Below are 13627 nucleotides of genomic sequence, written 5' to 3'. Positions count from 1 at the left end.
ACCATGGCCCACCAACCCGAATCATTCGCGGGGCAGCAGGGCGTCGAACTGCTGCCCGACGGGAAGCATCCCGTCGACGAGGTGCTCAAGCCGGGACCGATGATCCTGTTCGGCCTGCAGCACGTGATGAGCATGTATGCCGGCGTGGTCGCGGTGCCGTTCATCGTCGGCTCCGCGCTGGGCCTGTCCTTCGCCGATCTGTCCTACCTGCTGGCCGCCACCTTGCTGGTCTCCGGCCTGGCCACTCTGCTGCAGACCCTGGGCGTGAAGTGGATCGGCGCCAAACTGCCGATCGTGCAGGGCACGTCGTTCGCCGCGGTCGCCTCCATGATTGCCGTGGGGGCGTCCGCCGGCGGCGGGGTCGACGGCCTACGGGCGATCTTCGGCTCCGTCCTGATCGCCGGGCTGGCCGGGTTCCTGCTGTCCGGGGTGTTCGCCCGGTTGCTGCGCTTCTTCCCGCCGGTGGTGACCGGGTCAATCATCACGGTGATCGGCATCTCGCTGCTGCCGGTGGCCATGCGCTGGGCCGGCGGCGGGGCCGGATCGGCCGACTTCGGCTCGATTTCCAACATCACGCTGGCCGCGATCACCCTGGGCATCATCCTGGTGATCTACCGGTTCCTGCCCGGTTTCTTCTCCCGGATCGCGATCATCGCCGGCCTCGTCGCCGGCGGGGTGGTCGCCGCCCTGATGGGCAAGCTGGACTTCTCCAAGGTGGGTCAGGCTCAGGCCTTCGCCATCTCCACCCCGTTCCACTTCGGCACGCCGACCTTCCAGGTCGCGGCCATCATCTCGATGGTCATCGTGATGCTGGTGATCATGACCGAGACCACGGCGGACCTGCTGGCCATCGGCGTGGTCGTCGGCCGGGAGGCCGACCGCAAGACCGTGGCCAACGGCCTGCGGGCCGACTGCATCTCGACCGCGGCCTCGGGCGGGCTGCTCAACGGCTTCCCGGTGAGCGCCTTCGCCCAGAACGTCGGCCTGGTCGCGTTGACCGGCATCCGCAGCCGGTTCGTGGTGGCCGTCAGCGGCGGCATCCTGCTGGTGCTCGGGCTGTTCCCCCAGGTGGGCGCGGTCGTCGCGGCGCTGCCGCTGCCCGTGCTCGGTGGGGCCGGCCTGGCCCTGTTCGGCACGGTCGCGGCCAGCGGCATCCGCAGCCTGGCGGCGGTGAAGTACGACGGGAACTCCAACCTGGTCATCGTCGCGCTGGCCATCGCCGCCGGCCTGACGCCGATCGCCGTGCCCGAGTTCTACCACTCGTTCCCGGAATGGTTCCAGACGATCTTCGACTCCGGCATCAGCGCCTCCGCGGTCACCGCCGTCACCCTGAACATCTTCTTCAACGTGCTGGGCCGCAAGGACGACGCAGCACCCATCTTCGCCGAGTCCCCGGCCATCGGGGTCAGCCCGGACGAGCAACCGGGCGGGCACCTGCCCGGCGACCCCAGAAAGGGCAGCCACTGATGGGCGTCACGCTCAACGGACCCGAGATCGCCCGCGCCGACGAGATTCTCACTCCGGACGCGGTGGCCTTCGTGGCCGATCTGCATCGCCGTTTCGCCGGCCGGCGGGACGAGCTGCTGGCCGAGCGCACCCGCCGTCGCGAGCGGGCCGCCCGCTCCGGCCGGCTGGACGTCCGGCCGGAGACCGCGGGCATCCGGGCCGCCGACTGGACCGTCGCGGCCGCCCCGGCCGACCTGGTCGACCGCCGGGTGGAGATCACCGGCCCGCCCGAGCCGAAGATGGCCATCAACGCCCTGAACTCGGGAGCGCGGGTATGGCTGGCCGACCTGGAGGACGCGAACACCCCGCACTGGCGCAACGTGGTCGGTGGGCAGCTGGTGCTCTTCGACGCCATCCGCGGCACCCTGGCCTTCGATTCCCCGGACGGCCGGCCCTACCGGCTGGCCACCGACCGGCGGCTGGCCACCATCGTCGCCCGGCCGCGGGGTTGGCACTTCGACGAGCGACACCTGCTGGTGGACGGCGAGCCCGCCGTCGGTGCCCTGGTCGACTTCGGGCTCTACTTCTTCCACAACGCGGCCGAACTGCTGGCCCGGGGCAGCGGACCGTACTTCTACCTGCCGAAGATGGAGAGCCATCTGGAGGCGCGGCTGTGGAACGACGTGTTCACTCACGCCCAGGCCGAACTGGGCATCGCCCACGGCACCATCCGGGCCACCGTGCTGATCGAGACCATCCCGGCCGCGTTCGAGATGGACGAGATTCTCTATGAGCTGCGCGAGCACGCGTCCGGCCTGAATGCCGGCCGCTGGGACTACCTGTTCAGCGTCATCAAGTACTTCCGTGATGCCGGCCCCACGTTCGTGCTGCCCGATCGGGGCAGCGTGACCATGACCGCCCCGATGATGCGCGCCTACACCGACCTGCTGGTGGCGACCTGCCACCGCCGCGGGGCGTTCGCGATGGGCGGCATGGCCGCCTTCATCCCGAGCCGGCGGGACCCCGAGGTCAACCGGGCCGCCCTGGCCAAGGTGCGGGCGGACAAGGAACGGGAGGCCGGCGACGGCTTCGACGGCTCCTGGGTGGCCCACCCGGACCTGGTCCCGGTGTGTGCCGAGGTGTTCGACGCCGTGCTCGGCGACCGGCCCAACCAGCTCGACCGCCGCCGGGACGACGTCCAGGTCACGGCCGATCAGCTACTGGACGTGACCTCCGTGCCGGGCTCGATCACCGAAGCCGGGCTGCGCGGCAACATCGACGTGGCCCTGCGCTACCTGGAGGCCTGGCTCGGCGGCAACGGCGCCGTCGGCATCCACAACCTGATGGAGGATGCGGCCACCGCGGAGATCTCCCGGTCCCAGGTGTGGCAGTGGGTGCATCACGGTGTGCAGCTGGACACCGGGCTGACCGTCACCGCGGAGCTGGTCTGCCGGATCGCCGACGAGGAACTGGCCGCGATCGCCGCCGAGCTGGGCTCGCAGACCTACGCGGCAAGCCAGTACCCGTTGGCCCGCAGCGTCTTCGAGCAGGTGGCCCTGGCCGACGAGTTCGCCGATTTCCTCACCCTGCCGGCCTACGCGGCGGCCCATGATGCGGAGTTGGCGGCCAGCCGTCAGGCTTGAACCAGTCGGTTCGACGGCCGGGCGCGGTCGCCGCTGGATATATCCGCCGGCGACCGGCCCCTCCTTGACGGCACGCAGCCGGACCGATAGATTTTCTACATCGTGAACTTAGAGTTTCGCTATACGGAATAGTCACAAGCAGTGACGACCAGCGCCGACCAGGAAGAAGGACGTCAGATGAGCGGGCCGGAGACACCCTCGACCACCGCTCTGAGCGCGTCCTTCCTGGACCGGCTGGATGACGAGCTGGCGGCCGCCGACACCCAGCTGTCGGGTCACTACCCCGGTGATCCCGGAACCCGCCAGCCGGTGCACACGGTCTACGTCAACGCCGATCTGGCCGACGAGCAGCTGCTGGCCCGGTGGGCCGCCGGTGCCCGCGAGGTGCTGGCCGTCACCGCGCCCGACCCGTCCGCGGCGGCCGCCCTGGCGCTGCCGGTGGCCGACGACGACCTGGCCGCCGCGCTGGCCCTGGTCCGGGCCAAGCTGGACACCGAACCCATCGAGGACCTGCGCCTGGACTTCGAGGACGGCTACGGCAACCGGCCCGACGACGAGGAGGACCGCGACGCGATCCGGGTGGCCGCCCTGCTGCCGACCCTGCTGGGCGATCCGGCCGGACCGCTGCTGGCCGGCATCCGGTTCAAGTCGTTGGAGAAGCCCACCCGCCGTCGCGGACTGCGCACCCTGGATCTGGTCGTCTCCGGCCTGCTGGCCGCCGGGCCGCTGCCGGCCGGCTTCCTGGTCACCCTGCCCAAGGTCACCTCGGTCGACCAGGTCACCGCCATGGTCGGCATCTGCGAGGAGCTGGAACGGGTGCACGGGTTGCCCCCCGGTGCTCTGCGCTTCGAGATCCAGATCGAGACCACCCAGGCCATCCTGGGGGCCGACGGGACCGCCACCGTCGCCGGCATGATCGGCGCCGCCGGCCCGAGATGCGTTGCCCTGCACTACGGCACGTTCGACTACAGCGCCGCGTGCGGTGTGGCGGCCTCGCAGCAGAGCCTGGCCCACCCGGTCGCCGACCACGCCAAGGCGGTCATGCAGGTCGCCGCGGCCGGTACCGGGGTGCGGCTGTCCGACGGCTCCACCAACGTCATGCCCGTCGGCTCGCCCGAGCAGATCCGCGCGGCCGTGGTGCTGCACGCGGGCCTGGTCACCCGGTCGCTGCGGGCGGCGTACTACCAGGGCTGGGACATGCACCCCGGGCATCTGGTCAGCCGGTACCTGGCCACCTACGCCTTCTACCGGCAGGGTCTGCCGGCCGCCGCCGCGCGGCTGCGGGCCTACCTGAACAAGCAGTCCGGCGGCGTGGTCGACGAGCCGGCCACCGCGCAGGCGCTCGCCGCGTTCCTGATGCGTGGCGTGCACTGCGGCGCGATCGACGACGACGAGGTCTTCGAGCAGGCCGGGGTACGCCGGGACACGTTGGACGCGATGGCCCGCCGCAAACCCCTGCCCGCCTGAACCCTCCCCCGACCCCACCCGGAAGGAATCCCCCGGTGACCACCGAATCCCCGCGCTACGCGGTCAACCTGTCCATGCTGTTCACCGAGCTGCCACTGCTGCAGCGGCCCGCGGCGGCCAAGGAGGCCGGGTTCGACGCGGTCGAGTTCTGGTGGCCGTTCAGCTCCGCAGTGCCGGCCGACAGCCAGGTGGACGAGTTCGTCGCGGCCGTCGACGAGGCCGGGGTGCAGCTGATCGGGCTGAACTTCTTCGCCGGTGACATGCCCAGCGGCGACCGGGGTCTGGTCTCCTGGCCGGCCCGCTCCGCCGAGTTCCGGGACAACATCGACGTGACCGTCGGCATCGGCGAGCGGCTGGGCTGCCGGGCGTTCAACGCCCTGTACGGCAACCGGACCGACGAGTCCACGCCGGTCGCGCAGGACGAGGTGGCCGCCGAGAACCTGGCGCTGGCCGCCCGGGCCGCGGCCCGGATCGACGGCATCGTGCTGGTCGAGCCGGTCAGCGGGGCGCCGCGTTATCCGTTGCTCACCGCGGCCGACGTCATCCGGGTGATCGACCGCGTCGAGGCCGCCTCGGGCGTCGGCAACGTCAAGTTCCTCTGCGACCTGTACCACCTGGACGTCAACGGCGACGATGTGGCCGCGGCCATCGAGGCCTACGCCGACCGGGTCGGCCACGTCCAGATCGCCGACAGCCCGGGCCGGGGCGAGCCCGGCACCGGCACGCTGGACATCGACGGCCACCTGGCCGCACTCGCCGCGCACGGGTACCGCGGCTACGTGGCCCTGGAGTACAAGCCGACCGCGGGCACCCTCGAAGGCCTGAGCTGGCTCCCCTCGGCCGCCCGCAGCTCCGCCACCCGCGTCTGACCCCCACCCCGCACGACCAACCCCCACCCCCGCGCGGATCAACTACCCCGGCGCGGATCAACTCGCAGGAGATGGGACTGATGGGACGCAAGTCGACGACTTCATCCGCGCAGCCATCCACACCGGCCCTGCGCGGATCAAACCGCACCGAATGTGACGGGTGGGACCGAAGTCGACGACTTCGGCCGCGCCGAGGTAGTTGATCCGCGCGGGAGACCGGGGCAGCACCCGGGCAGCACCGGCGGGAGCCGGCCACCACCAACAAGATCGTGAAGGAGACATCAATGACCACCGTTGCTTTCATCGGCCTGGGCATCATGGGCGGCCCGATGGCCGGTCACCTGGTGAACGCCGGGTTCGACGTCGTCGGCTACAACCGCAGCCAGGCCAAGGTCGACGCGCTCGTCGCGGCCGGCGGCAAGGGGGCGACCAGCATCGCCGACGCGGTCCGCGAGGCCGACGTCGTGGCGATCATGGTGCCCGACTCCCCGGACGTGCGGCAGGTACTGGCCGGGTCCGACGGCACCGACGGCGTCTTCCAGAACGCCAAGCCGGGCACGCTGATCATCGACTTCTCCTCCATCCGGCCCGATGTGACCACCGAGCTGGCGGCGCAGGCCAAGGAGCAGGGTTTCCGGCTGCTCGACGCCCCGGTCTCCGGTGGTGAGGCCGGCGCCAAGAATGCCGCCCTGTCCATCATGGTCGGCGGCGAAAAGGACGACTTCGACGCCGCGGCCGACGTTTTCAACGCGGTCGGCAAGACCGTCGTGCACGTGGGGCCCAACGGCGCCGGGCAGACCGTCAAGGCGGCCAACCAGCTGATCGTCGCCGGCAACATCCAGCTGCTGGCCGAGGCCGTCGCCTTCGTCGAGGCCTACGGCGTCGACACCGAGGCCGCCCTCAAGGTCCTTGGCGGCGGGCTGGCCGGCAGCAAGGTCCTCGACCAGAAGGGGGCCAACATGCTCGGCCGCACCTTCAACCCGGGCTTCCGGATCGAGCTGCACCACAAGGATCTGGGCATCGTGACCTCCGCCGCCCGCGAGGCCGGTGTGGTGATCCCGCTCGGTGCCGTGGTCGCGCAACTGATGGCCTCCGCCGTGGCCAACGGCGACGGGGGGCTGGACCACTCGGCCCTGCTGCGCGGCGTACTCCGGCTCTCCGGCCAGAACCCCGATTCCCCGTCAGACTCAGCCAGCTAAGGACACCATCATGCCCACCATGCGTGCCGTCGATGCCGCCGTCGCCATCCTGGAGAAGGAAGGCGTCGACACCCTGTTCGGGCTGCCCGGCGCAGCCATCAACCCGTTCTACTCCGCCCTGCGCAAGCACGGCGGGATGAAGCACATCCTGGCCCGCCACGTCGAGGGCGCCTCGCACATGGCCGAGGGGTACACCCGGGCCAAGGCCGGCAACATCGGGGTGTGCGTCGGCACGTCCGGCCCGGCCGGCACCGACATGATCACCGGCCTGTACTCGGCCTCGGCCGACTCGATCCCGATCCTGTGCATCACCGGTCAGGCCCCGGTCGCCCGCCTGCACAAGGAGGACTTCCAGGCGATCAACATCGCCGACATCGCCAAGCCGCTGACCAAGATGGCGATGACCGTGCTGGAGCCGGCCCAGGTGCCCGGCGCCTTCCAGCAGGCGTTCCACCTGATGCGTTCCGGACGCCCCGGCCCGGTGCTGATCGACCTGCCGTTCGACGTGCAGATGGCGCAGATCGAGTTCGACCCGGACACCTACGAGCCGCTGCCGATCTACCGGCCGCGGGCGACGAAGGCCCAGGCGGCCAAGGCGCTGGACATGCTGGCCGCCAGCGAGCGCCCGGTGATCGTGGCCGGTGGCGGCATCATCAACGCCGACGCCAGCGACCTGCTGGTCGAGCTGGCCGAACTGCTGGACGTGCCGGTCATCCCGACGCTGATGGGCTGGGGCACCATCCCCGACGACCACCGGCTGATGGCCGGCATGGCCGGGCTGCAAACCTCGCACCAGTACGGCAACGCCACCATCCTGGCCTCGGACTTCGTCTTCGGCATCGGCAACCGGTGGGCCAACCGGCACACCGGCGGGCTGGACACCTACCGGGCCGGCCGCACCTTCGTGCACGTGGACATCGAGCCGACGCAGATCGGCCGGGTGTTCGCGCCCGACTACGGCATCGTCTCCGACGCCGGCGCGGCGCTGGAGCAGCTGGTCGCGATCGCACGCGAGCGCAAGGCCGCCGGCGAGCTGGCCGACCGTTCCCAGTGGGTGGCCGACTGCCAGGAGCGCAAGCGCACCCTGCACCGGCGCACCCACTTCGAGAACATCCCGATCAAACCGCAGCGGGTGTACGAGGAGATGAACAAGGCGTTCGGGCCGGACACCCGGTACGTCTCCACCATCGGCCTGTCCCAGATCGCGGCGGCCCAGTTCCTGCATGTGTACAAGCCGCGGCACTGGATCAACGCCGGCCAGGCCGGTCCGTTGGGCTGGACCCTGCCGGCCACCCTGGGCGTGTGCGTCGCCGACCCGGACGCCACCGTGGTCGCGCTGTCCGGCGACTACGACTTCCAGTTCATGATGGAGGAGCTGGCCGTCGGCGCCCAGTTCAACCTGCCGTACATCCACGTGCTGGTGAACAACGCCTACCTGGGCCTGATCCGGCAATCCCAGCGCGGCTTCGAGATGGACTACCACGTGCAGCTCTCGTTCGACAACATCAACACCGAGAGCACCGCCGACGACGGCACCGACAACCCGATCAAGGGCTACGGCGTCGATCACGTCAAGCTGGCCGAAGCCATGGGGGCCAAGGCGATTCGGGTGCATGATCCCGAGGAGCTGCTACCGGCCCTGGAAACCGCGAAGAAGATGCTGGTCGAGCACCGGGTGCCGGTCGTGGTCGAGGTCGTGCTGGAGCGGGTCACCAACATCTCGATGGGCGTGGAGATCGACAACGTCGTCGAGTTCGAGGAGCTGGCCCTGACCTCCGCGGACGCACCGACCGCGATCATCTCGATGCTGGACTGAAAGGGTTTGTACCGATGAAGGTCCTGGTCGCGCCGGACAAGTTCAAGGGTTCGATGCGCGCGAGCGACGTCGCGGCCCATGTCGCGGCCGGGATCCGGGCGGGCGCTCCGGGCACCGAGGTACTCGCCGTGCCCGTCGCCGACGGCGGGGACGGCACGCTGGACGCCGCGGTCGCCGCCGGCTTCCACCTGGTGCCGGTCACCGCCGCCGGCCCGACCGGGCAACCGGTTTCGACCGGCTACGCGCGCCAGGATCGGACCGCGGTGGTCGAACTGGCCGATGCGTGCGGGCTGGTCCGGCTGCCCGGTGGGGTGCTCGCCCCGCTCACCGCGTCCAGCGTCGGCGTCGGGCAGGTGATCGCGGCCGCGCTGGACGCCGGGTGTCGCCGACTCGTCCTGGCCATCGGCGGCAGCGCCAGCACCGACGGCGGCGCAGGCATGCTCACCGCGCTCGGCGCCCGCATTCTGGACGCCGACGGGCAGCCGGTGCCGGACGGAGGCGGCGGCCTGGAGCACGTCGCCGCGGTCGATCTGACCGGCCTGCATCCGGCTCTGGCCGAGACCGACGTGGTGCTGGCCAGCGACGTGGACAACCCGCTGCTCGGCGATCACGGTGCGGCCGCCGTCTACGGCCCGCAGAAGGGGGCCACCCCGGACGATGTCGCCCGGTTGGACGGCGCCTTGCGGGTGTGGTCGGGCGCGCTGGCCCGGGCGCTGGGGGTGGCCGAGGGCCCGAACGGGCACCCGGCCGCCGAGGTGGCCGGGGCCGGAGCCGCCGGGGGGGTCGGCTTCGCGGCGGTCGCCGTGCTGCACGCCACCGCCCGACCCGGTATCGAGCTGATGCTCGAACTCAGCGGCTTCGCCACGCAGCTCGGCGGAGCGGACCTGGTGGTGACCGGGGAGGGGTCGCTGGACGAGCAGACGTTGCACGGCAAGGCGCCGGCCGGCGTCGCGGCGGCGGCCCGCGCGGCCGGGGTGCCGGTGGTCGCGGTCGCCGGTCGGAACCTGCTGTCGACCGACCAGCTGACCGCCGCCGGCGTGCGGCAGGCGTACGCGCTGACCGACATCGAGTCCGACGTGCAGCGCTGCATCGACGATCCCGGGCCGCTGCTGGAACGCCTGGGCCGGCGGATCGCCGACTCACTCTGAACCACAGCTACTTTCGCACTCACCCAGGTGCGCTTTCACAAGGAGGTGAATCGACGTGACCCGCTACGACCTGCTCGTCCGCGCCCGGCGCGCGGTGCTGCCCGGCGGTGAACGACCCGCCGCGATCGCGGTGGCCGACGGCCGCATCAGCGCGATCGAACCCTATGACGCCGAGCTGGACGCCGCCCGGACCGTCGAGCTGCGCGCCGACGAGGTGCTGCTGCCCGGCATGGTGGACACCCACGTGCACGTCAACGAGCCCGGCCGCACCGAGTGGGAGGGCTTCGCCTCGGCCACCCGGGCCGCGGCCGCCGGCGGCGTGACCACCATCGTCGACATGCCGCTGAACAGCGTGCCGCCGACCGTCGACGTCCCGGCGCTGGCGGTCAAGCGGGCCGTCGCGGCCGAGAAAGCTTACGTCGACGTCGGTTTCTGGGGCGGCGCGGTCCCCGGTAACAGCGGATCGCTGCCCGGCCTGCACGAGGCCGGGGTGTTCGGGTTCAAGTGTTTCCTGCTCGATTCGGGGGTGCCGGAGTTCCCGCCGCTGACCCCGGCCGACCTGATCGACTACCTCACGGTGATCCGCGAGTTCGACGGGCTGATGATCGTGCACGCCGAGGACGCCGGCGCGATCGAGCACTCCCCGGCCGCCCACGGCGCCCGGTACGCACAGTTCCTGGCCTCCCGGCCGCGGGGCGCGGAGAACACCGCCATCGCCCACGTCATCGAGGCCGCCCGGTGGACGGGTGCCCGGGCGCACATCCTGCACCTGTCCAGCAGCGACGGCCTGCCCATGATCGCCTCGGCCAAGCGGGACGGGGTCCGGATCACGGTCGAGACCTGCCCGCACTACCTGGTTTTCGATGCCGACGAGATCGCCGCCGGGGCTACCCAGTTCAAGTGCTGCCCGCCGATCCGGGAGGCGGACAACCGCGAGCTGCTCTGGCAGGGCCTGGCCGACGGCACGATCGACTGCGTCGTCTCCGACCACTCCCCGTGCACCCCGGAGCTCAAGCAGCTCGACTCCGGCGACTTCGGGGTGGCCTGGGGCGGCATCGCCGGGCTGCAGGTCGCCCTGCCCGCCGTCTGAACCGAGGCGAAGCGGCGCGGTTTCGGCCTCGCCGACGTCACCCGCTGGATGTCCACCACCCCCGCCGCGCTGGCCGGCCTGGACCGCAAGGGCGCTCTGGTGGTCGGCCGGGACGCCGACCTGGCCGTCCTCGCGCCGGAGGACACCTTCACCGTCGACGCCGCCCGGCTGCGCCATCGCAACCCGATCACCCCGTACGCCGGACGTACGCTGTCCGGCGTCGTCCGCAGCACCTGGCTGCGCGGCGAGGAGCTGGTCGGCGACGCGCACCGCGGGCGGTTGCTGTCGCGGACCGCAGCACCCCAGCCCGCCGTCACCGGACCCGCAGCCTGAAAGGATCACCATGAACTTCAACACCTACTACGCACCCACGGGCGGGCTGCCGGCACAGACCGAGCTGACCACCAACCGGGCCGTCTTCACCGAGGCCTACGCGGTGCTGCCGCGCGGCACCATGCGCGACATCGTCACCAGCTTCCTGCCGTTCTGGACGAACACCCGGCTCTGGGTGATCGCCCGGCCGCTGTCCGGCTTCGCCGAGACGTTCTCCCAGTACATCGTCGAGGTCTCCCCCGGCGGCGGCAGCGACCGGCCGGAGACGGACCCCAACGCGGAGACCGTACTGTTCCTGATGGAGGGCGAGCTCGTCGTCACCGTCGACGGCGACAAGCACGAGATGACCTCCGGCGGGTACGGGTTCATCCCGCCCGGGGCCGACTGGACGATCCATCACCGCGGTGACGCGCCGGCCCGGTTCCACTGGATCCGCAAGGCCTACCAGCGGGTCGAGGGCCTGGACCTGCCGACCGCGTTCTTCACCTCGGACGAGCAGGTGGAGGGCGTGGAGATGCCGGGGACGAACGGGGCCTGGGTGACCCAGCGCTTCGCCGACCCGACCGACCTGCGCCACGACATGCACGTGAACATCGTGACCTTCCAGCCGGGCGGTGCGATCACCTTCCCGGAGACCCACGTCATGGAGCACGGGCTGTACGTGCTCGAGGGCAAGGCCGTCTATCTGCTCAACCAGGACTGGGTCGAGGTCCAGGAGGGCGACTTCATGTGGCTGCGCGCCTTCTGCCCGCAGGCCTGTTACGCCGGGGGCCCCGGCCGCTTCCGCTACCTGCTGTACAAGGATGTCAACCGGCACGCCACCCTGAGCCGTCAGTTCGCCTGACCGACCCCGATTGAACCACTCATGACCGTCGTCTACCAGACGACCGCCACCTCCACCGGAGAAGGCCGCAACGGCCGTTCCCGCACCGACGACGGTGTGCTGGACCTGGCCTTGACCACGCCGCGGCCGGGCGCCGGCCCCGGTGATCCCACCAACCCCGAGCAGCTGTTCGCGGCCGGGTACGCGGCCTGCTTCCACTCCGCGCTCAAGAACCTGGCCAAGGCGGCCGGGGTGGACGCCACCGATTCGTCGGTCAGCGTGCAGATCGGCCTGGTCAAGGGCGAGGACGGCTTCCACCTGGCGGCCGCGATCACCGGGGAACTGCCCCGGGCCGACCGCGCCGCCGCGGCCGACCTGCTGGAGCAGGCCCATCAGCGCTGCCCGTACTCCAAGGCGATCCGCGGCAACGTCGAGGTCACCCTGTCGGTCCGGGACGCCTGACCGGTTCGGGCCGAACGCGGCTCACGGTCACCGGGCGCTCAGCGCCCGGTGACCGACCGGCCAGGTGGGTTTCTTCGCGACGTGGACAACCCCCGCGCCGAACGGACGTCAGCTTTTGTATGGCCACTCTCACCATGACCGCCCCCGACCTCACCGACCTGTCGATCGAGACCACCGGCGCGGACACCGTGCTCGCCGTGCACTTCGAGCAGCCCCGTCCGGCGCGTGATGCCCGGCGGATCGCCCAGTACCTGACCGCGCTGCGGATGCCCGGGGTGGAGGGCGTCGACGCCATCGACACCACCGTCGTCGTGTCCTTCGATCCCGGGACCATGACCCGCAGCCACCTCGAGCTGCTGATCCAGGACGCCGCGCGCCACCTGTGAGCCGGCGGGCCCCCGACCGGGCTCAGATGAACGCGGCGATCCCCTCCCAGGCGCCGTCCGGCACCTCGGCGTCGTCCCGCAGGATCGCCGCCTCGATCAGCCCGTAGGGCCGGTCAGCCGCGTAGAAGACCTGGTTCGGGTTGTCCAGGTCCCACTTGTCCAGATCGACCAGGAAGTGGTGCTTGTTCGGCAGGGACAGCCGGATCTCGGCGATCTCCGGCACCGCCTCCAACGCCCCCTTGCCCATCGCGTACAGCGTCTGCTGCAGCGACAGGCTGTGCGTATTCGCGAAGTTCTCCAGCAGGGCGCCCCGCACCGCGGTGAACGCCGCATCCCAGTCCAGCTCGCTGGTCGTGTACAGCCAGCGGGCGGTCACCGCGGTGGCCAGGATCCGATCGTTGGTCTCCACCAGCGAGGTGTACTCGACCTCGGGGAAGCCCCAGAACTCGCTGCCGGTGGACTTGAGCACGACCAGCCCGGTCAGCCCGGAGATCACCGTCTCGGCGGCCCCGTCCTTGCGCACCACCGCGGTCCGGGTCTCGGCGGTGCCCTTGGAGAAGGCGTGGTCGTGCGGGCCGGCCGCGGTGACGATCCGGTCCCACGAATACTGCTCGACGGCCATCCGGGCCCCGGTGACCTGCTCGTACTTGTCGACGTAGTTGCGGGCCAGGCGCAGCGCGAATTCTTCCGGCGAGCCGACGCCGCCGGTGCGGGCCATCGCGTACACCGTGTTCTTCTGGGTGTCGGTGGCGATGACGGCGTCGTTCGCGCCGGTCAGGTGGGTGTCGGTGAAATCACCGATCAGTTGGCTGGTCACGTTGACATCCGTGATGGCGTGGACGGGGGTGCTGCGGTCGACGTAGACCATCCGCACCTCGGCCTTGCCGTACTGGTTCTTCCCGAGCACGATCGCCATCTGTCCGTCCGCTCCCTCGTTCGACTGGC

The 13627-nt window shown here is 70.9% G+C and carries 11 protein-coding genes and 1 pseudogene; 11 read left to right on the top strand and 1 reads right to left on the bottom strand.

Annotated features, from left to right (window positions below):
- Positions 1-3: 3 nt before the first annotated feature.
- The 11 genes and pseudogenes from NAMU_RS01230 to NAMU_RS01180 all read left to right on the top strand — a co-directional run bounded on the left by NAMU_RS01230 (position 4) and on the right by NAMU_RS01180 (position 12682).
- The gene (locus NAMU_RS01230; RefSeq protein WP_012814154.1) at positions 4-1467 is read left to right on the top strand and encodes a nucleobase:cation symporter-2 family protein; all 1464 of its coding nucleotides are present in this window, start codon (positions 4-6) and stop codon (positions 1465-1467) included.
- The gene (aceB, locus tag NAMU_RS01225; protein ID WP_012814153.1) at positions 1467-3089 is read left to right on the top strand and encodes a malate synthase A; all 1623 of its coding nucleotides are present in this window, start codon (positions 1467-1469) and stop codon (positions 3087-3089) included. Before NAMU_RS01230 ends, aceB begins: the two co-directional genes overlap by 1 nt.
- Before the next feature lie 177 nt (positions 3090-3266).
- A complete protein-coding gene (locus NAMU_RS01220; RefSeq protein ID WP_012814152.1) occupies positions 3267-4556 on the top strand; it encodes a DUF6986 family protein in 1290 nt (429 codons plus the stop codon).
- Between the two features lie 74 nt (positions 4557-4630).
- Positions 4631-5425: a hydroxypyruvate isomerase family protein gene (locus NAMU_RS01215; RefSeq protein WP_041369620.1), complete on the top strand. Its 795-nt coding sequence runs from the start codon at positions 4631-4633 to the stop codon at positions 5423-5425.
- Between the two features lie 269 nt (positions 5426-5694).
- Entirely contained in the window at positions 5695-6624 is a 930-nt protein-coding gene (locus tag NAMU_RS01210) for a 2-hydroxy-3-oxopropionate reductase (protein WP_281023792.1), read from the top strand.
- A gap of 10 nt (positions 6625-6634) precedes the next feature.
- Positions 6635-8440, top strand: coding sequence for a glyoxylate carboligase (gene gcl, locus NAMU_RS01205; protein ID WP_012814149.1), 1806 nt, complete (start codon positions 6635-6637; stop codon positions 8438-8440).
- 14 nt (positions 8441-8454) lie between these two features.
- Positions 8455-9588, top strand: a complete 1134-nt coding sequence (locus tag NAMU_RS01200; protein ID WP_012814148.1) for a glycerate kinase — start codon at positions 8455-8457, stop codon at positions 9586-9588.
- Positions 9589-9643: 55 nt separating this feature from the next.
- A pseudogene (allB, locus tag NAMU_RS01195) lies at positions 9644-11011 on the top strand (allantoinase AllB).
- Between the two features lie 10 nt (positions 11012-11021).
- Positions 11022-11855 (top strand): bifunctional allantoicase/(S)-ureidoglycine aminohydrolase, encoded by an 834-nt coding sequence (locus tag NAMU_RS01190; protein WP_012814147.1) that lies wholly within the window; start codon positions 11022-11024, stop codon positions 11853-11855.
- Between the two features lie 21 nt (positions 11856-11876).
- Positions 11877-12296, top strand: a complete 420-nt coding sequence (locus NAMU_RS01185; RefSeq protein ID WP_012814146.1) for an Ohr family peroxiredoxin — start codon at positions 11877-11879, stop codon at positions 12294-12296.
- Positions 12297-12430: 134 nt separating this feature from the next.
- Complete coding sequence (locus tag NAMU_RS01180; RefSeq protein ID WP_138179879.1) at positions 12431-12682, top strand: hypothetical protein; 252 nt, start codon at positions 12431-12433, stop codon at positions 12680-12682.
- Positions 12683-12704: 22 nt separating this feature from the next.
- Here the strand turns inward: NAMU_RS01180 and pucL are convergent, their stop codons facing one another.
- Positions 12705-13598, bottom strand: a complete 894-nt coding sequence (pucL, locus tag NAMU_RS01175; RefSeq protein WP_012814144.1) for a factor-independent urate hydroxylase — start codon at positions 13596-13598, stop codon at positions 12705-12707.
- Between the last annotated feature and the right edge of the window lie 29 nt (positions 13599-13627).

The sequence above is a fragment of the Nakamurella multipartita DSM 44233 genome (genome assembly GCF_000024365.1).
Classification (GTDB): Bacteria; Actinomycetota; Actinomycetes; order Mycobacteriales; family Nakamurellaceae; genus Nakamurella; species Nakamurella multipartita.
Note: the sequence above shows the minus strand (reverse complement) of the source record. Positions and strands in the feature narration are given on the sequence as shown.